14 protein-coding genes are annotated in these 16903 nt (G+C 44.4%); 7 read left to right on the top strand and 7 right to left on the bottom strand.

All coding sequences use genetic code 11. The features are described from left to right. Nucleotides 1–114: 114 nt before the first annotated feature. Complete coding sequence (trxB, locus tag VFDL14_RS20075; protein WP_032549248.1) at nt 115–1074, bottom strand: thioredoxin-disulfide reductase; 960 nt, start codon at nt 1072–1074, stop codon at nt 115–117. Between the two features lie 323 nt (nt 1075–1397). Next, entirely contained in the window at nt 1398–2486 is a 1089-nt protein-coding gene (locus VFDL14_RS20080) for a hypothetical protein (RefSeq protein WP_032549246.1), read from the bottom strand. 1123 nt (nt 2487–3609) lie between these two features. On the opposite strand from VFDL14_RS20080, the gene VFDL14_RS20085 reads away from it, so the two are divergent. Then, on the top strand, nt 3610–4266 hold the full coding sequence (locus VFDL14_RS20085; RefSeq protein ID WP_032549245.1) for a 2OG-Fe dioxygenase family protein: 657 nt from the start codon (nt 3610–3612) through the stop codon (nt 4264–4266). After that, complete coding sequence (locus VFDL14_RS20090) at nt 4250–5485, top strand: cysteine desulfurase-like protein (RefSeq protein ID WP_032549244.1); 1236 nt, start codon at nt 4250–4252, stop codon at nt 5483–5485. The genes VFDL14_RS20085 and VFDL14_RS20090 overlap by 17 nt, the downstream gene beginning before the upstream one ends. A gap of 55 nt (nt 5486–5540) precedes the next feature. Here VFDL14_RS20090 and VFDL14_RS20095 read toward each other — a convergent pair whose 3' ends face one another. Further along, nucleotides 5541–5972 carry a MarR family winged helix-turn-helix transcriptional regulator gene (locus VFDL14_RS20095; RefSeq protein ID WP_032549243.1) on the bottom strand — a complete coding sequence of 144 codons (432 nt, stop codon included), beginning with the start codon at nt 5970–5972 and terminating at the stop codon, nt 5541–5543. A gap of 99 nt (nt 5973–6071) precedes the next feature. On the opposite strand from VFDL14_RS20095, the gene VFDL14_RS20100 reads away from it, so the two are divergent. From VFDL14_RS20100 to VFDL14_RS20110, 3 genes are all read left to right on the top strand, one after another. Then, a complete protein-coding gene (locus tag VFDL14_RS20100) occupies nt 6072–6563 on the top strand; it encodes a DUF2798 domain-containing protein (protein WP_032549242.1) in 492 nt (163 codons plus the stop codon). A gap of 63 nt (nt 6564–6626) precedes the next feature. After that, on the top strand, nt 6627–6935 hold the full coding sequence (locus VFDL14_RS20105) for a DUF3861 domain-containing protein (RefSeq protein WP_032549241.1): 309 nt from the start codon (nt 6627–6629) through the stop codon (nt 6933–6935). 112 nt (nt 6936–7047) lie between these two features. Then, complete coding sequence (locus tag VFDL14_RS20110) at nt 7048–7431, top strand: nuclear transport factor 2 family protein (RefSeq protein ID WP_032549240.1); 384 nt, start codon at nt 7048–7050, stop codon at nt 7429–7431. A 63-nt stretch (nt 7432–7494) separates the two neighbouring features. Here the strand turns inward: VFDL14_RS20110 and VFDL14_RS20115 are convergent, their stop codons facing one another. Continuing rightward, complete coding sequence (locus VFDL14_RS20115; RefSeq protein WP_032549239.1) at nt 7495–8322, bottom strand: DUF2797 domain-containing protein; 828 nt, start codon at nt 8320–8322, stop codon at nt 7495–7497. A gap of 277 nt (nt 8323–8599) precedes the next feature. Here VFDL14_RS20115 and VFDL14_RS20120 point away from each other — a divergent pair, with 277 nt between their 5' ends. Continuing rightward, nucleotides 8600–9895, top strand: a complete 1296-nt coding sequence (locus VFDL14_RS20120) for a GGDEF domain-containing protein (protein ID WP_032549238.1) — start codon at nt 8600–8602, stop codon at nt 9893–9895. A 194-nt stretch (nt 9896–10089) separates the two neighbouring features. Here the strand turns inward: VFDL14_RS20120 and VFDL14_RS20125 are convergent, their stop codons facing one another. The 3 genes from VFDL14_RS20125 to VFDL14_RS20135 all read right to left on the bottom strand — a co-directional run bounded on the left by VFDL14_RS20125 (nt 10090) and on the right by VFDL14_RS20135 (nt 14222). Further along, nucleotides 10090–11460, bottom strand: coding sequence for an SLC13 family permease (locus tag VFDL14_RS20125; RefSeq protein WP_032549237.1), 1371 nt, complete (start codon nt 11458–11460; stop codon nt 10090–10092). 197 nt (nt 11461–11657) lie between these two features. Further along, nucleotides 11658–12386: a SanA/YdcF family protein gene (locus tag VFDL14_RS20130; RefSeq protein ID WP_032549236.1), complete on the bottom strand. Its 729-nt coding sequence runs from the start codon at nt 12384–12386 to the stop codon at nt 11658–11660. A 147-nt stretch (nt 12387–12533) separates the two neighbouring features. After that, a complete protein-coding gene (locus VFDL14_RS20135; protein WP_032549234.1) occupies nt 12534–14222 on the bottom strand; it encodes an NAD-dependent malic enzyme in 1689 nt (562 codons plus the stop codon). Nucleotides 14223–14406: 184 nt separating this feature from the next. Here VFDL14_RS20135 and VFDL14_RS20140 point away from each other — a divergent pair, with 184 nt between their 5' ends. Further along, nucleotides 14407–16797, top strand: coding sequence for a helicase-related protein (locus tag VFDL14_RS20140; RefSeq protein WP_032549232.1), 2391 nt, complete (start codon nt 14407–14409; stop codon nt 16795–16797). Nucleotides 16798–16903: the final 106 nt, after the last annotated feature.

Genomic DNA, 16903 nt, shown 5'->3' with positions numbered 1-16903 from the left:
CTAGTATACAAAAGAAAACCCCGTGGATATACCACGGGGTTCTAGGGAATTATAACAAAGTGTATTTAAACTCAGTATTTAGCGTGCCAATCGGCAAAATTGAAAACTGAGGTTTTACTTATCGGTCAGTCCGTCTAGGAAACGTTCCGCATCAAGTGCCGCCATACAGCCTGTACCCGCTGATGTGATCGCTTGACGGTAGTTGTGGTCCATTACGTCGCCTGCAGCAAATACACCTTCGATACTGGTTTGTGTTGCGTTACCTTCAAGACCAGATTGTACGATGATGTAATCGTCCTTCATTTCTAGTTGGCCTTTGAAGATGCCCGTATTTGGCTGGTGGCCGATAGCGATAAACGCGCCCATCACGTCGATATCTTCTGTCTTGTCAGACTGAGTATCTTTAATGCGAACGCCTGTTACGCCCATATCGTCACCAAGAACTTCGTCTAGGGTGCGGTCTGTGTGAAGTACGATGTTACCGTTCTCAACTTTGTCCATTAAACGCTTAACCAAGATCTTCTCAGCGCGGAATGTGTCACGACGGTGAATTAGGTGTACTTCAGACGCGATGTTTGAAAGGTAAAGTGCCTCTTCAACCGCTGTGTTACCGCCACCCACGACTGCAACTTTCTGGTTACGGTAGAAGAAACCATCACATGTAGCACACGCTGATACGCCACGGCCTTTGAATGCTTCTTCAGATTCAAGACCTAGGTATTTCGCTGAAGCACCCGTCGAGATGATCAATGCATCACAGGTGTACTCACCTGAATCACCTTTTAGTGTGAAAGGACGCTTCGATAGATCAACTTCGTTAATGTGGTCGAATAGGATTTCAGTTTCAAATCGCTCGGCGTGCTCTTTCATACGCTCCATAAGACCCGGACCTGTTAGGCCTTCTGCATCGCCAGGCCAGTTTTCAACTTCAGTGGTTGTTGTTAATTGACCACCTTGCTGCATACCGGTAACAAGAACTGGGTTTAGGTTAGCACGAGCTGCGTAAACAGCAGCAGTGTAGCCGGCAGGGCCAGAACCAAGAATCAATAAATTACAATGCTTTACGTCGCTCATGAGGACTCCGAGGTTGAATTCGTTTTTATTTATAATCGCTGATGATTGTATGGAAAATATGAGGGCAATTAAAGTTTTAACAAGGGCGCAAATGTAATTAATCGTTATAGGTTAGAACTTAACCGAGACAAACGTTCTCGTGGCTGAAAAGGCAGTGAGAACATCGCAAGGTTTGAGATGTGTTGGCGAGGGACAACGGTCAGTGCGCTAGGTGGGCTGATATCTTGTTAATCAAAACATTTGAAGTACAGCCCTCCTTGAGTATATTAAGCCGAGCGCATTGCCATTGGGTTCGGTCTTTTAGTTGCTAAGCCATAAAACATCTAAGAACCTTTAAGATTCTTTAGTAATGCACCAATTTGGTCGATTCCATCAAATGTACTAGGAAGCTTTTCTGAATCGGATAGAATGCCACTAAAGATAAGATTTTCAAATTTCTCCAATGAAGTAGGGTCTTTGGACTTTAGCTCCGACGCATACTCTGAGTAACTTTGAATGAATTGACATAGCGTTTGACGAAGTTCGATTTGCATTATCTGAGCTTTAGTTGAACGGTAGTTCATTAAAACGATTCGGAAGAAATAGATTAGAATTAATTCAATGGATACCAAAGGAATGAGTTTCATCAAGTCGGATAGCTGAAAACTAGTGGATGCAGATGAAAGAGAGATAGCAATAAACTCAAATATCAAAGGTGCCAATATGAGAACAGACATTCCAATTAGTGACCTAAATAACCATTTTAGCTCATTTTCTTTTTTATCGCTGAGAGCGGAAAATCCATGATACAAACCTACAAAATTGAACCCTATTTCTATCTTTTCTAGTCTTTTATCTAATATATCGACAGTTTCTTGCTTTATCGCGAGCTCATCGTCCCATTGTTGTTTTAGTTTTTTTGCCTCCTCTAGCTTTTCTTGGAAATTAGAAACTGAGGCTAAGTCTTTGTTATTTAAGTGCGTCTTTAAAATGTCTGCTGGCATCAAGTACGATGCGTAAACAATTTGACTTCTGATTGGAGATTCATTTTTCAGCGCGTCATCAATTATCGTCGACTTAAGGTGTCGAAGATCAAAGCTTAGCTGTAAATTTTCTCCGATGAAGAAGTCAAATTCGCATAAAAAGCGAAAGCAGTCAGTGTAAATATTGTTAATGGAATTTTTTGTTACATCAAGATTATCGTCTTTAGTTGAAAAATCACCCAAGCTGTCTAAAAAGTTATTACCAATATGTTCAATATTGAACTGGCAGCGTTCATCCCAACCTTGAGCGTTTTTTGACATAGAGCCTATGATTTGACGGCTATGCTCAAGTCTTTGATGAAATACTTCTTCTATAGGTAAAGCATAGTGTTCAGTGCGGTTCAAAAAACTAACGAGAACTTTTAAGTGGTGTTTCTTTTCGAAAAACATTCTAGCTCCATGGTGGTATTGCCTGAGAAGGCGAAAGACGAACATTGGTAATTTGCTGCATGTAAAGAGTAAAGCCTACAGCATCTAAAGTATGTGATGTTTAGGCTCTTTCTTAAGTTTTAATAAGCGGAGTTTTCGGTAACTGACAAATGAGCAAGCAAATACATTTTAGTTGAGAAAATCAATCATTCTATTAAGCGTCAAGTATAAGTTTTTCATGTTCTTTAACGCAATTTTTATAAACAATAGGTCAGTTATTCTTATCCAAGCCCCCCTTTATGTTGATTGTTAATTGAGCCTTTGACACGTTAATAGAACGTAGAATTGCCCCATTTACATAGCGTGGGTTATCAATCTGCAATATCATAAGGAAGGATAACCTTAGTTGGGAAAAATCCTATGTCAGAGATGTGTGAGCAAAAGACCTAGCCTAAGATGGGGCGTAAAGATGTTTGGAAAGCACGTTCGACATTTGTGAACTCATGCCACTAGTCTATATGTCCCGTTAATTGATATTGTCGACGGTCGACTTCAAATGCTTTCTAGATGTAAAAAACGATTAGAGCCCAATCATAAAACATAAAAGAAAACAAATGACACTGGGGCGGCCGAGTTCCCCCCGAACTCGACCTATTCCAGACGCGCAAGCAAAGGCGTTTGGATACTTTACAGTTGATAAATTAACCAATGTGCTATCACTGTGTAAATGGTTAATAGCTGCTGCTTCATTAGGTGTGTCGCATTTCAGTCTGTAACCGTTTTTGCTGGCAATCATTATGATGTTTGTCCATTTCTGCTCATCCAAACTCCTCATCCATTCCCTTCAAAACACAGAGCTACGTGAAAAATTAGAGCATAGCGTGCCAAATTAAACATTGCCTTTTTAATTAAAAATAGTGAATAAAACTAGCCAGTGAAGTGTGCTGAATTTTAAAGGTGCCCAACTTTTGAACTGGTTTTAATCACTGGTTTTTGAATTTAAGTTGGAATTAAGTTTTAAATTTATCTCTACAGCAGAATAAAAGGTTGTTTAAAGTTGATTTAACCAGATCTTCACGTATCATTTATGTAAACAAAAGGTTAAATAAAATAAGTAAAGTGGACATTCATTAAGGAGTCGATGATGTTACATGCTCACGAAAACACCCTACATATTACCCACCTCAGCAACCATGCCGTTGAAGAGTTGTCACCTTCGTTTGAAAAGCTACCAAGCACTGAACATGCCGATGGTAAGTTTCGTTTAAGAAGATACTCGGTAATTCGTTTTTGCGGTGGTCAGGTTGTGGAACAGGATAAGCACAACTTTGTTCAATCAGAAGACATTAATCACTTTCAAGGCGACGTAGTGCGCGAATTTGAACCTGTTGAAGCTAACATTCTACAGAGTGAAGGCATGCAAGAGATGTGTGAACTCTTCATCGAGACGAATGGTTTGAAAGACGGTCAAGAGATCGAAATTCACCAAATTCGTATCTCAGCAATTTACGAAGAGACGCAAGTAGCCCCTGAAGGCGTGCACCAAGATGGTTTTGACCACATCGCACTGATCGGCATGAATCGTCATAACATTGTTGGTGGTGAAATCATGCTTTACCAAGATTCTCACGAAGCCCCATTCTTTAGAAAAGTACTTGAAGATGGCGAAGTGGCGATGCTCGCAGACAGCAAGCTTTGGCACAATGCTCAACCTATCCGCACGATTGACCACGATGAAGTAGGTCATATGGATGTATTCGTATTAACAGCAAAGGATGAGAGTAATGTCCTTCACTCTTAATGAAGTTCGCCAACAATTTAGCGCGTTAAGCCAATATCATAATGGCAAGCCTGTTACTTTTTTTGATGGGCCCGGTGGTTCGCAAGTCCCTGAAAATGTCCTAGCCTCAATGACAGAGTACCTTGGCCATTTTAATTCAAATCTAGGTGGACACTACTTTTCGAGCCAGAAAACGACAGGACTAATGCAGCAGGCGAGAGAGTCAGTTCAAGCGTTACTGAACGCAGAGTCTTCTGGCAACATCGTTTTTGGTGCCAACATGACTTCGTTGACGTTCCAATTGAGCCGAGCAATCAGCCGCGATTGGAACGAGGGTGATGAGATCATTGTGACTGCACTCGATCACTACTCTAACGTATCGAGCTGGCAGCAAGCGGCGGAAGACAAAGGCGTTGTAGTACATCAAGTTCGTGTAGATGAATCAGACTGTAGCCTAGACATGGCGCATTTCGAATCTCTACTGAGTGATAAAACTCGATTGGTCGCAGTCACTTTCGCTTCCAATACGACAGGCTCGATTGTTGATGTAGATAAAGTCGTAGAGCTGGCACACAGTAAAGGTGCGCAGGTTTACGTAGATGCGGTTCACTACGCACCTCATCACTTGATTGATGTGCAGAAGCTGAATTGTGATTTCCTAGCGTGTTCTGCATACAAGTTCTTCGGGCCTCACGTTGGTATCGCTTACGTTGCTCCGCAATGGTTGCACACATTGAAGCCCTACAAAGTTGAGCCTGCGACGAATGTTGGTCCAGGTCGTTTTGAAACCGGTACTCAGAGCTTTGAAGGCCTAGCCGGTGTGATTGCGGCGGTTGACTACCTTGCACAGTGCGGCGATCCGGCAGACGATCTAAGAACGCGTTTGGAGCAGAGCTACAAGCTGTACAATCGTCATGAGAGTCAACTGAGTGAGTACTTCTTGCAAAGGTTGAACGAGCTAAGCGGTGTTCGCCTTTACGGCAAAACAACCCATGACTCGAACTTGCGCACACCGACGTTTGCCATCACGTTTGATGACCACTCACCAGAATCGATAGCTAAGGCGCTAGGCGAGCACAATATCTGTGTTTGGAATGGCCACTTTTATGCACTTGGCTTAGTTAAGCAGCTGGGTATAGAAGAGACAGGTGTGGTTCGCATTGGTTGTATGCACTACAACTCAATTGAAGAGATCGACTTACTGTTCAATGTGTTGGAAGGCATTCTTCGTAAAGACTAATCTGGACTCACAATCAAACGAAAAGAGCGCACTGGAAATAGTGCGCTCTTTGTTTTTATCCTTTCGAATTGAGATTTTGAGCCATCGCTTTAGCCACTCGCTCAAAGGTTGCGAGTTCATCACTATCAATGCCTATCTTCATCTTCTCAAACATCTCGCTATCAACCTCACTTAGCTGATCGACAATGGCTTTACCGCGCTCGGTGATAGCCAAACATTGACTGCGCTTGTCTTCGGGGTTGGGCTCTTTAACGATCAATTCTTGTTTAATTAGGGCACTGAGAAGGCGAGTCACTTGCGCCTTATCTCGGTCCAAAAAGCTCGCGATATCAACAGCAGTACACTGCGGCTTCTTGGTGATGATCTTTAATACACGCACGTGCATAGGTGCAATATCGAGATCCAACGCCTCTATCTTTTCATGCACATTTCTTTTTACGGCATGTACCAATTTAAACAGGCTATCCAGTGATTTACCTTCAGACATAAAAACGCCTCAGTCAAACTAGTTGACATTATCAATCAAATTAAACTATAGTTGACATTATCAACTTAATTCAAAGCTAATTCAAGACTGGAGAAGAGAATGACTGTACAAGCTGTGATGAATGAATCAGTAATCGAGCCACAGAAAACGCCGCTTATCCAAAAAGTCTTGGTTATGTTGGGCATGGTTAGCCTGATGGGTGGCACGATCACCGGAACAATGACGTACCTTAACCTAGGTTTTACGGAGACTTTCTTTGCCGATTGGGCAACAAACTTTTTTACAGCACTAGTTACAGTGATCCCAATGGGTTTCACATTGATGGCGCTGTTAACCAACGGCACACAAAAACTACTTCCTAATATGGCAGCGAAAGCGAGAGACGCGCTGGTTGGCATCATTATGGCGCTAGTGATGGAATCAGGGATGGCGCTAACAAGTGCGTATCACAATGTTGGGTTGAGTAATCGCGCTGATTTTGTAGAAGCATGGATGAATGGAGTATTAGGAGCGCTGCCTGTGGCGTTAGTGCTCATGATAACGGTATCGATGACGATTAAGCCGAAGGTGGAGAAGTTCCTAAAGAGCTAACCCAAATCATCGTCATTCCCTAACTTTATTAACGACCAACTTAAACGCATTAGAGGCCATAAAATGATTCCTACAATTCGCAAAGATAAACAGTACCGCATCACCATCGAAGAAGTCGGTACCGAACAAGCAAGAACGTTAGAGTTTGATTACCAAGACCGTGAAGACCTATTCAACGTTGTCGACAGTTTGAAAAAGGGCAGTGGGCTTGAACCTGAAACGGCAACGAAAGTGGCGGTAGCCCTTCGTCTGCTTGGCCCTGTGATGATGAAAGATCGCAAGCATCCTCTGTTTTTGGATTTGATGCCGCACTTTAAAGTGTTCATGCAGAATCTTAAAAGCACTGTGAAGCAGGCGCTTAAAGAAAAATAGTTGTGCTCTTGGTCAGCGATCTCATTGCCAGAGTCTATAGTAAGTAACACGTGTACCTTGTTTACTATTAACGATGAGGCTTCAATCGATAGCTTCATTCAGGGAGTGATTCATGAGCCAAGACCTTCAAGCCAACAAACAAAATGCGATCAATTTTTATGAGATGGCTTACAGAGGCAATCCAAAAGAAGCGGTAGAGAAGTACGTCGGGGGTGAATATATACAACACAATCCGCTGGTGGGGAACGGACCACAGCCTTTTATCGATTACTTCGAGCGCATGCAGTTAGAGTACCCGAATAAAGACATCACCTTTGTTCGTGCGGTGGCAGAAGGTAACTTGGTCGCGCTACATACTCATCAAACATGGCCGGATAATGTCGAGTATGTGACGATGGATTTCTTCCGTTTTGATGATAACGGTAAGATTGTTGAACATTGGGATGCACTTCAGGAGATCCCAGAAGGGACGGCGAATGGCAATACCATGTATTAGTGACCTGAAAACAGAAAACGCCCAGTGATTGTTGTCACTGGGCGTTTGCTTTGAGTCGGAATGTTACGAAGCAGACACTTCTACTTCGTAAGAGCCAAACTTACGAATGTTTATAACACCCGTATCAAGAATCAGATATTGGCCTTTAATCCCTTGCAGCACGCCTGTCACTTCTGGGTTTTTATCGAAGTTGTGTGATGTGATTTTCACAGGGTGTTGCTCAACTGGGTAGCTCAGTGGCGTGATGTTTTCATTAAGAACCTCAATGGCATCATCACCAAATTGAGCTTTGATCTCTTGGATCTTATCTTCCACAAGTGGCAGCAACTCTTTAGCACGTTCAACCAATTCGATGTCATCGCCATCGCCTTTTAACAGGGTGCGCCAGTTGGTTTTATCTGCGATGTGTTTTGCCAGTTCAACTTCAATCAGACCTGAGATCTGACGAGTTTTCACTTTCAAGATTGGTAGGCCTTGAGTGGCACCTTGGTCAATCCAGCGTGTTGGGATCTGCGTATGACGAGTAATACCCACTTTTAGACTCGAGGTATTTGATAGGTACACGAAGTGATCAACCATGCAGTTCTCTTCACCCCATTGCGGCTCACGACAGGTTCCTTGGTCGTAGTGACAAGTCTCTGGCTTCATGATGCACATGTCGCAGCTCGCTAGCTTTTTCATACAAACAAAGCAGTGACCTTGAGAGTAGCTTTTCTTTGTTTTTTTACCGCAAGAGCAGCAGAAGATGTTGCCTGTGTGGGTGAGGTTAATGGTTTTGCCGATCAGAGGGTTCAATTCTACGAACTCTTCGCCGACCGGTAGACGATACGTAACTGTACCATCAAGAGAAGCACTCATTTTTTTGAGTGTTCCTTTCGCTAATAAAGACATGACATTACTCGTGCGTTTTTGATTATATTTTGCGATCTAGCCGTAGCCTGTGCCGCATTGATTATCCAGTCAGTATACCAAATAGAGATGCGCTAGGTACGTAATATTGATGCTTGATAAGGCGTTCGAACTTTTATTAAGCACCCTCAAAATTAGAGTATGACATTTTGAAAAGCCATGCTATAACGTTTGGAGGCGAGATATGAGTGCTTGGCATAGACCGTAGAATGTTGTGAATAGAGCGCCATCAGTGCGCAGCAGATTGGAAGTAAAACCAGTGAAGTGGATACATAAGGTTGTCATTTTTTTGGTTGTGGCGACTTTGGCGATTGTTCAGCTATATCAAGTAAGTGGTAATCGCGTCATTACGGCCATAACGCCTGACAAATTTGAGTTTATTGCAACCAGTGACAAGGTTGATAATGGCGTCAGTACATCGGTCTTGAATTTAAAAGATGATCACTATGTATTGGACTGTGAGTTAATCAAGTCCGAATACCCTTGGCCTTATTGTGGGCTGTCGATCAAAATCAACTCTGATCCCACCATCGGGATTGACCTTTCCCAATACCATACTTTTCGCGTCAACATCGACTACCACACTAGCGAAGAGTCTAGCGGTCGATTAAGAACTTACCTTCGTAATTACAACCCTGCTTATTCAACGCCGGATGATGAGTATTCCTTTAAATACAATGGTATGGAGTTTCAGCCTGGTGTCGATGGTGGTGTGATTGAAATCCCGATTGCAAACCTGCAAGTGATGACTTGGTGGCTTGCGGACAACGACATCGCGCTAGAGCACTCCGCACCGGAATATTCAAACGTCAATTTGGTGGAATTCGCAACCGGGTCGGGTGCCAAACTCGGTAAGCATCAGATCGTTGTTAAGAGTATTGAATTTGAAGGCTCTTATTTCAGTGCAGAAAGCTTGTTTCTTATTCTGCTGTTTGTGTGGGTAGGAACAGCGATAGCATTCTTATTTTCGGAGTTACACCGTTCTCGCAAGCGGATGATGATTGCGGAAAAACGTCATGCGCACCTAAAACACGTTAACAAATCTCTTCGTGAACAGAACTTTGAATTCTCAGAGCTTGCCAATCGTGACGAGCTGACTGGTACACTGAATCGTCATGCTGTCCGTGATTGGCTTAAAGCCCAATCTCAAGACGTAAAGCAGGGCTATGGCGTGTTCAGCATGCTCTATTTTGATATCGACCACTTCAAGTCAGTGAACGATCAGTACGGCCACCAAATGGGTGACCACATTCTGCGTGAGTTTTCTATGGTGGTCGGTAGCTTAATCAGCTCAACCGACAAGCTAGTTCGATGGGGCGGCGAGGAGTTCATCGTTTTTTGTCCAGAAACGTCCATTACAGAAGCTCAAGCCAAAGCCGAGAAAATTCGAACCCTTGTTGGGCAACACTTGTGGATTCATGGAGATCCTTTGACCTGCAGTATTGGCGTTGCTCAAATGAAACAGGAGCGGATGACAGAAACCATCGCGAGAGCGGATGAGGCACTTTATCAAGCAAAGCATTCAGGCAGAAACCAAGTGGTGGTGAGTCAATAACGCTAGAGTTTTGGCAGGCTATTTAGTGGGGATATCACGAAGGGTATCAAAAAAAGAGGTGGCGCGTGAGGCCACCAAAGGGAAAGTATGCCTGTGTTGTTGTTAGTAGGTGCCAGGCTATGATTACACTCTTGATTATTGAAACGGGTTGCTAGGGGGAATCGCAACCCGTTTGTGTGGAGCAGGAGTGTTGATTACCAGAAGATCCATGCGAACAGTGTTAGCGCCATGATACATACAATGTTAAGCACCATACCGATACGCATCATCTCTTTCTGTTTGATGTGACCAGAACCGAATACGATAGCATTTGGTGGTGTCGCTACAGGTAGCATGAAGGCACATGATGCGGCTACAGCAATCAGCGCAGACAAGATAACTGGTGACATACCTAGTGCTTCAGCAATCGTTGCGAATACAGGAACCAGTAGCGCCGCACTTGCTGTGTTACTTGCGAACTCTGTTAGGAATACCACGAAAGCCACAACCGCTAAGATAGTTAGAAGCACGCCAGCTTGCTCTAGGAAACCACTTAGAGAGTGAGCTAGGAAAACGCTGGTGCCAGTCGCTTTAAGAATGTTACTTAGACAGATACCGCCACCAAACAGGATCAATACGCCCCAGTCTGTTGTTTTCTCAACGTCTTTCCACTCTACTGCGCGAGATGCGCCAAGCAGTACGATAGCGCCAATAGCAACCAGGCTATCGAACTTCGAGAAGCCACCGATCATTGCGTTGATTGGTTTACCGAAAATCCACAGAGTCACAGTTAGCAAGAAGATCGACAGTGTGATTTTTTTGCTGTTGGTCCACTCAACTGGCTTATGATCTAGTTCGAAAGTGTGGTTCAGTTTTGGCTTAGTCATCGCATACAGGATAACCATCGCAATTGGTAGGAGAATCAGAGAGATAGGAAGACCTAGCGCCATCCACTCAGTAAAGCTCAAGCCAACTTCTGCTGCTGCGATTGCGTTCGGTGGGCTACCTACTAGCGTTGCGATACCACCAATTGAAGCACAGTAAGCGATACCAAGTAGAACGAATACATAAGTATTGCGGTCTTCACGTTGGTCGACTTTGTTCATCACACCTAAAACCAAAGGCAGCATCATTGCTGTAGTCGCAGTGTTTGAAATCCACATTGATAGGCCTGCACTCACACCGAATAGCATGAAGATCGCAACCGACATTTTACCTTTCGCAATCAGAAGTACTTTATCGGCGATCGCTTTGTCGAGCTCTTGCTTGTTCAACGCCGCTGCTAATGCAAACCCACCTAGGAAAAGAAAGATAATTGGGTTGGAGAAGTTTGCTAGTGCCGCAGGGGTATTAAAGACACCAAATACAACAGCGAGTAACGGTACAAGTAGTGCCGTGATACTTACGTGAATCGCCTCTGTAAGCCAAAGTACGGCAACAAAGATCAAGATACTCAGACCAGTGTTGACCTGCGATTCGAAGGGCAGGGTATTAATCAGGGTCGCAAACAACAAGAAATTCCCGATAAGGATCATGCTGTTGCGGGTGAACAACCAGTGTTTCAGTGTAGTAACAAGTGCCGTCATATGGCGCTCCTTTTGTTTCACCTCTGTTATTAGGTGCGCCTATTTTTTATGTGGCGCTTATTGTGTTCGAGGTGTTTGACTTGATGTAGGGTCAGACTTTGTTGACAGAATGTTACTCAAGTTAATAAAGGAGTGTTGGTGTGTTTTGTTCTTGGTGTAGCAAAGTGTGAGGCGACAAATCGAAAATGTGTAGATTTCTACACATCGGTTTGTGGATTACTGTTTTCAGGAGTTGCGCTAGGTTGAATTGGTTCTTTAGGACCTAAAAATTTCGGGTCGGTACCTATAATGTAGAGGTCTAAAAATGCTTTGGTTCGTGCAAAAACTTCACGTAGTCGAATAGAGAAGCCGGAGTGTTTGGTTGGCCCAGAAACAGCCAAGCACTGTGCGTGAATGTCGTAAGAGCTAGCAATAAAGAGTGCGCGTTCGCAGTGAAACTTCTGAGTGATGATCAAAAAGTTATCTGTATCAAAAATCTTCTTGGCACGGACAATAGAGTCAAGGGTGCGAAAACCTGCGTAGTCGAGGTTGATGCGCTCTTCAGGCACACCTGCTTTAAGCAAATCGCGCTTCATAGTCCAAGGCTCATTGTAAGAGCGATGCGCGTTATCACCACTTAATAGAAACTGGTTAATGGTGCCTTGGTTATACAAGTCGATAGCAGCATCGATTCGGTGCTTATAGTATTCGTTAAGAGTGCGACCTAGGTACTTACTTGTCCCTAAAACAACCGCCACTTCTCTCTGAGGGACGTCTTCTAACTGAGTAATGATTCGCCCTTTAGCCTGCCAAGAAACCCAGTAATCAATACCAATTACTGTTGCAGCTCCAACCAATACAATCACAAACACAGAAAGTAGGGTGGTTTTGATCTTTTTGCGAGCCTTCTTGAAAAGTGCAATCAAATTTGAAGAACTGAATTTCACTCGAGGTAGGGTCCTTGCGCCTGAGCATCGTTAACGAATAGTCGATAGTAACAAAAATATCTTATAAAAATGAACGATTAAGTGATGTCTATATGAAGAAAAAAGCCCCTGCGAGGCAGAGGCTTTAGAGATAATCTTTAATCTTGCTTAGAAAGCAGTACGCTTATAGCGACGGTACACTGGTTGCCAGAAGTGCTGGTCGATAGCTTGTTGTAGCGCTTCTTCAGTGATCTCTAGTGCAACACCTTGCTCGATCGCTTTCTTACCAACGGCAAAAGCAATCTTCTTCGATACCGTGTGGATCTCTTCTAGTGGTGGTAGAAGGGCACCAGAACCATTGATTGCTAGTGGAGAACAAGTCGCTAGTGCACGGCTTGATTCCATCAGCATTTCGTCGGTAATGCGAGAAGCGTTAACCGCTAGAACACCAAGGCCGATACCCGGGAAGATGTAGCTGTTGTTACATTGTGCGATTGGGTAAATAGTGCCTTTGTGAGTCACTGGCTCAAATGGGCTACCTGTTGCAACAAGTGCTTGGCCTTCTGTCCAACGAATGATGTCGTTTGGCGTCGCTTCAACACGGCTTGTTGGGTTAGATAGCGGGAACACAATTGGGCGTTCACAGTGAAGGTTCATCTCTTGGATAACTTCTTTGCTGAACAGACCCGGCGCACCAGATACACCAACCAGTACAGTAGGCTTCGCGTTACGTACAACATCTAATAGCGAGAAACCAGTACCTTCTGTTTCCCAACCTTCAGTGTTCTTATTGGTTTGTACTAGACGTTGTTGGAAGTCTAGTAGGTTTGGCATGCCTTCTTGTAGAAGACCCCAGCGGTCAACCATGTAAACCTGTGAGCGAGCTTGCGCATCGCTGATACCTTCAGACACCATCTGAGCGATGATCGCTTCTGCGATACCACAACCTGCTGAACCGGCACCAAGGAATGTCACGCGTTGTTCAGATAGCTTGCTACCTGCCGCTTTACAAGCCGCCAATAGTGAGCCAACTGTTACAGCAGCTGTGCCTTGAATGTCATCGTTGAAGCAACAGATGCGGTCTTTGTAGCGCTCAAGCAGTGGCATTGCGTTCTTCTGAGCGAAGTCTTCAAACTGAACCAAAGCATCTGGCCAACGGCGTTGAACTGCTTGAATGAACTCTTCAACAAATGCGTCGTAGTCTGCACCCGTGATACGAGGATGACGCCAGCCCATGTACATAGGGTCTGCTAGACGTTGAGGGTTGTTGGTACCAACATCAAGAACGATAGGTAGCATGTAAGCTGGGCTGATGCCGCCACACGCTGTGTATAGAGAAAGCTTACCAATTGGAATACCCATACCACCGATACCTTGGTCTCCCAAACCAAGAATACGCTCACCGTCCGTTACCACGATTACTTTTACATTGTGGTTAGTCGCATTGTTCAGTAGGTCATCGATACGATCGCGGTTCGGGTAAGAGATAAACAGACCACGACCACGACGGTAAATGTTAGAGAAGTTTTCACATGCTGCACCTACAGTTGGTGTGTAGATGATTGGCATCATTTCAGAGATATGATTCTGAACTAAACGATAGAAGAGTGTTTCGTTAGTATCTTGGATGTTGCGCAGGTAAATGTGCTTATCCATGTCGCTTTCGAAGTTGCAGTACTGCTTGTAAGCACGACCAACTTGCTCTTGAATCGTTTCTGTATTTTCAGGCAGAAGGCCTTCTAGGTTAAAAGAAGCACGCTCTTCAGCGGTGAATGCACTGCCTTTGTTTAGAAGAGGAGTACTTAGTAGTGCAGGGCCCGAATATGGGATGTACAGAGGACGTTTGTCGTTGTTCATTGGAAGCCTAATATGGGAGAAAGAAAAACGGAAAAATGATAACGGTTTAGTTATTCAATTGTAAACTGTTTATCCCTTATATAACCAAACAAAATGATGATCTCACTGCTTTGCCACACTTCTCGAATATCGAGTGAAGATTTAGGTATACTTAGCTCACATTTTTTATCTATTGACACCTTTTATGTCTCTACTACCCATCGATTCTTATGAACATGCACTTCATGAACTCCTTCCTTCAAATCACCTTGTTGTAGAAGCTGAAACAGGCTCTGGTAAGTCGACTCGTTTACCGGTTTGGGCGGCAAAACATGGTCGAGTATTAGTGATTGAGCCAAGGCGTATTGCATGTACTTCATTGGCCGAGTTTTTGGCTACTTCATCGGGCAAACCGCTGGGAGAAGAGGTGGGGTATGCAATTAAGCTAGACGCCAAATACAACGAATCGACTCAGGTGACTTTTGTCACTCCCGGTGTCGCTCTGCGATGGTTAGTAGAAGATGGGCTAAAGACGTTTGATATCGTTGTAGTCGATGAGTTTCATGAACGTCGCTGGGACATTGATTTGTTGGTGGCGATCTTAAAAGCGCGCAGCCAACATCGATTAATTGTAACGTCGGCGACAATCGAAGGGGCCAAGCTTGCTCACTATCTCGATGCAGAACGCATCACTTGTGAAGGCCGAAACTATCATGTCTCTATTGAACATCGAGCGTTGGACTCTCGTCACTTACCGGATAGCCGTAATATCGAACGTCGCGTTGCTGATGAAGTGAAGCAACAACTAGAGGCGTGCAGTGGCGACATTCTTGTTTTTTTGCCGGGTAAGAAAGAGATCATTCAAACAGCTCAAATGCTGAATGCTATCGAAGAGATTGAAGTATGTCCGCTCTATGCATCGGTTTCCGATAGCGAGCGCAATCGCGCATTGTCCGATATTCCGCTGGATACATCACAGCGAAAGACCAAAGTGATTCTGGCGACCAACGTAGCTGAGACCTCCCTAACCATTCCGAACATTGCGGTGGTGATTGATTCAGGCTTGGAACGTAGAACGGTGCAGCGCAATGGTAGAACAACGCTAACCTTGAAAGCGATATCTCGTGCCAGTGCGAAACAGCGAGCGGGGCGTGCAGGGCGTGTTATGGATGGTCGGTGTGTGCACCTGTTTGGCGAACATGCGGCTCTAGAACTTGTTACACCACCAGAGATGCAACGTGAAGAGTTGATTGAGCCGATGTTAGCGGCAGCTTGCTGTCAGATGACGTTTGAAGATTTAGACCTGTTAGATGAGTTGCCAGAAAAGTCATTACTGAAAGCGAAGCAGGCTTTGCTTTTGATGGAGGCGATAGATGAAAAGGGGGTTGCGACCGAGCATGGTCAACGCATGTATCCTTTGCCGATTGATGCCTTGCATGCCGATATTGTGACTCGGATTAAGTCTAAACCGCTTAAAGAAGCGATGATAGATCTCACGGCTGCGCTTTCAGTTCCTGCTCGACTTTATCAATTGCCGAACAATCCTGAACATTTGGATGCTCTGTTCAAAGAGGAGAAAGAGGGCTGCGACATTGCCTTACTCATTGGCGTCGTCCGCGGAAAACAGTTCCCTCATATTGCAATAGATAAGCAAGCTCTATTGGAGGCTCAAGGTTTAGCAGATCAGATGCGTGAACTGTTTGAGCTCCCTCAACTGGAAGTTGCTTCTCGATTCAACAGAGTCGATTTACTCAAAGAGATTTTACGCCTGCACCCAGAGTTGGCTTTTGTTCGTCGAACAAAGCGGCGTGAGGCGTTCGCCAATGGGCAGCTCGAAGTGATGTTAGGCAGGGAAAATCGAGTTCCAGACAGCAGCGAAGCTCTGCTCGTGCTCGATACCTATAGTTTGCCCGGTAGAGGAGTAAAGCAGACATTGACCTTAGCAACAACGGTAGCGCCGATCCCGCTTCAGTTGCTTGTAGAGCAAGAGCTGGGGGAGTGGGAGCAAGGTGAAACAGTCGTTGAAGGGCAATCAGACAGCTCGGGGCAGGTGTTCACGGCTATGTCTTTGGTTTACGCAGGTCGTGTGATCGACACCAAGCTGATCGAGGCGCAAGGTCAACTCTCACTTAAACCCGTCATCGACATGGTGGTAAGCGAGCAGTATTTGCAAGGGTTCGCGAAACAGAGAACTCAAGAGATCAAGCATTGGCAGTTGTATGTGCGAATGGGACTGAGTGAAAGTCATGAGTACTCACAACAAATCGAAGAGCTTAACTTTGTTGATTGGTTTGCTGCCCAGTTAGAAGAGTTGGGTGTAAGCCAAGTCGATGAGTTAGAGATGTTCGACGCGGAAGACATTCCGTTTGACGGCATTCCATACTGGGAATATGCAGAATTTGCAGAAAAATACCCATTCCATTTATTATTGGCCGATCTCCAACTCGATGTTGAATACCTGCCTCAAAGAAAGCTTGTGTATGTCCATTACTCGAGCGGTGGACGCAAAACACCACCTAAGCGTTGGGAACTGCCAGTTTGGTCTGGTTGGCGTATTCAGTACAAGAAAGCGAGTCGTGTTTTGGATGTGAAATAATTGGAATTACTTCAATTTGTAAAATATTAATCAAATAGACGCATATATGAGTTTTCAGTTCGTCTTTTGTTACAAAATTGATTTTTATATGCCTTTTTAACCAATC

The organism is Vibrio fortis, from assembly GCF_000695685.1.
Lineage (GTDB): Bacteria > Pseudomonadota > Gammaproteobacteria > Enterobacterales > Vibrionaceae > Vibrio > Vibrio fortis_A.
This window is presented reverse-complemented; position numbering and strand designations above follow the sequence as displayed.

What these genes read in the sequence shown, in the direction of transcription:
- VFDL14_RS20125 (WP_032549237.1), bottom strand. Translation starts at nt 11,460, where the DNA reads ATGACGGCACTTGTTACTACACTGAAACACTGGTTGTTCACCCGCAAC.
- VFDL14_RS20085 (WP_032549245.1), top strand. Translation starts at nt 3,610, where the DNA reads ATGTTACATGCTCACGAAAACACCCTACATATTACCCACCTCAGCAAC.
- VFDL14_RS20090 (WP_032549244.1), top strand. Translation starts at nt 4,250, where the DNA reads ATGTCCTTCACTCTTAATGAAGTTCGCCAACAATTTAGCGCGTTAAGC.
- VFDL14_RS20080 (WP_032549246.1), bottom strand. Translation starts at nt 2,486, where the DNA reads ATGTTTTTCGAAAAGAAACACCACTTAAAAGTTCTCGTTAGTTTTTTG.
- trxB (WP_032549248.1), bottom strand. Translation starts at nt 1,074, where the DNA reads ATGAGCGACGTAAAGCATTGTAATTTATTGATTCTTGGTTCTGGCCCT.
- VFDL14_RS20115 (WP_032549239.1), bottom strand. Translation starts at nt 8,322, where the DNA reads ATGTCTTTATTAGCGAAAGGAACACTCAAAAAAATGAGTGCTTCTCTT.
- VFDL14_RS20140 (WP_032549232.1), top strand. Translation starts at nt 14,407, where the DNA reads ATGTCTCTACTACCCATCGATTCTTATGAACATGCACTTCATGAACTC.
- VFDL14_RS20095 (WP_032549243.1), bottom strand. Translation starts at nt 5,972, where the DNA reads ATGTCTGAAGGTAAATCACTGGATAGCCTGTTTAAATTGGTACATGCC.
- VFDL14_RS20105 (WP_032549241.1), top strand. Translation starts at nt 6,627, where the DNA reads ATGATTCCTACAATTCGCAAAGATAAACAGTACCGCATCACCATCGAA.
- VFDL14_RS20100 (WP_032549242.1), top strand. Translation starts at nt 6,072, where the DNA reads ATGACTGTACAAGCTGTGATGAATGAATCAGTAATCGAGCCACAGAAA.
- VFDL14_RS20135 (WP_032549234.1), bottom strand. Translation starts at nt 14,222, where the DNA reads ATGAACAACGACAAACGTCCTCTGTACATCCCATATTCGGGCCCTGCA.
- VFDL14_RS20110 (WP_032549240.1), top strand. Translation starts at nt 7,048, where the DNA reads ATGAGCCAAGACCTTCAAGCCAACAAACAAAATGCGATCAATTTTTAT.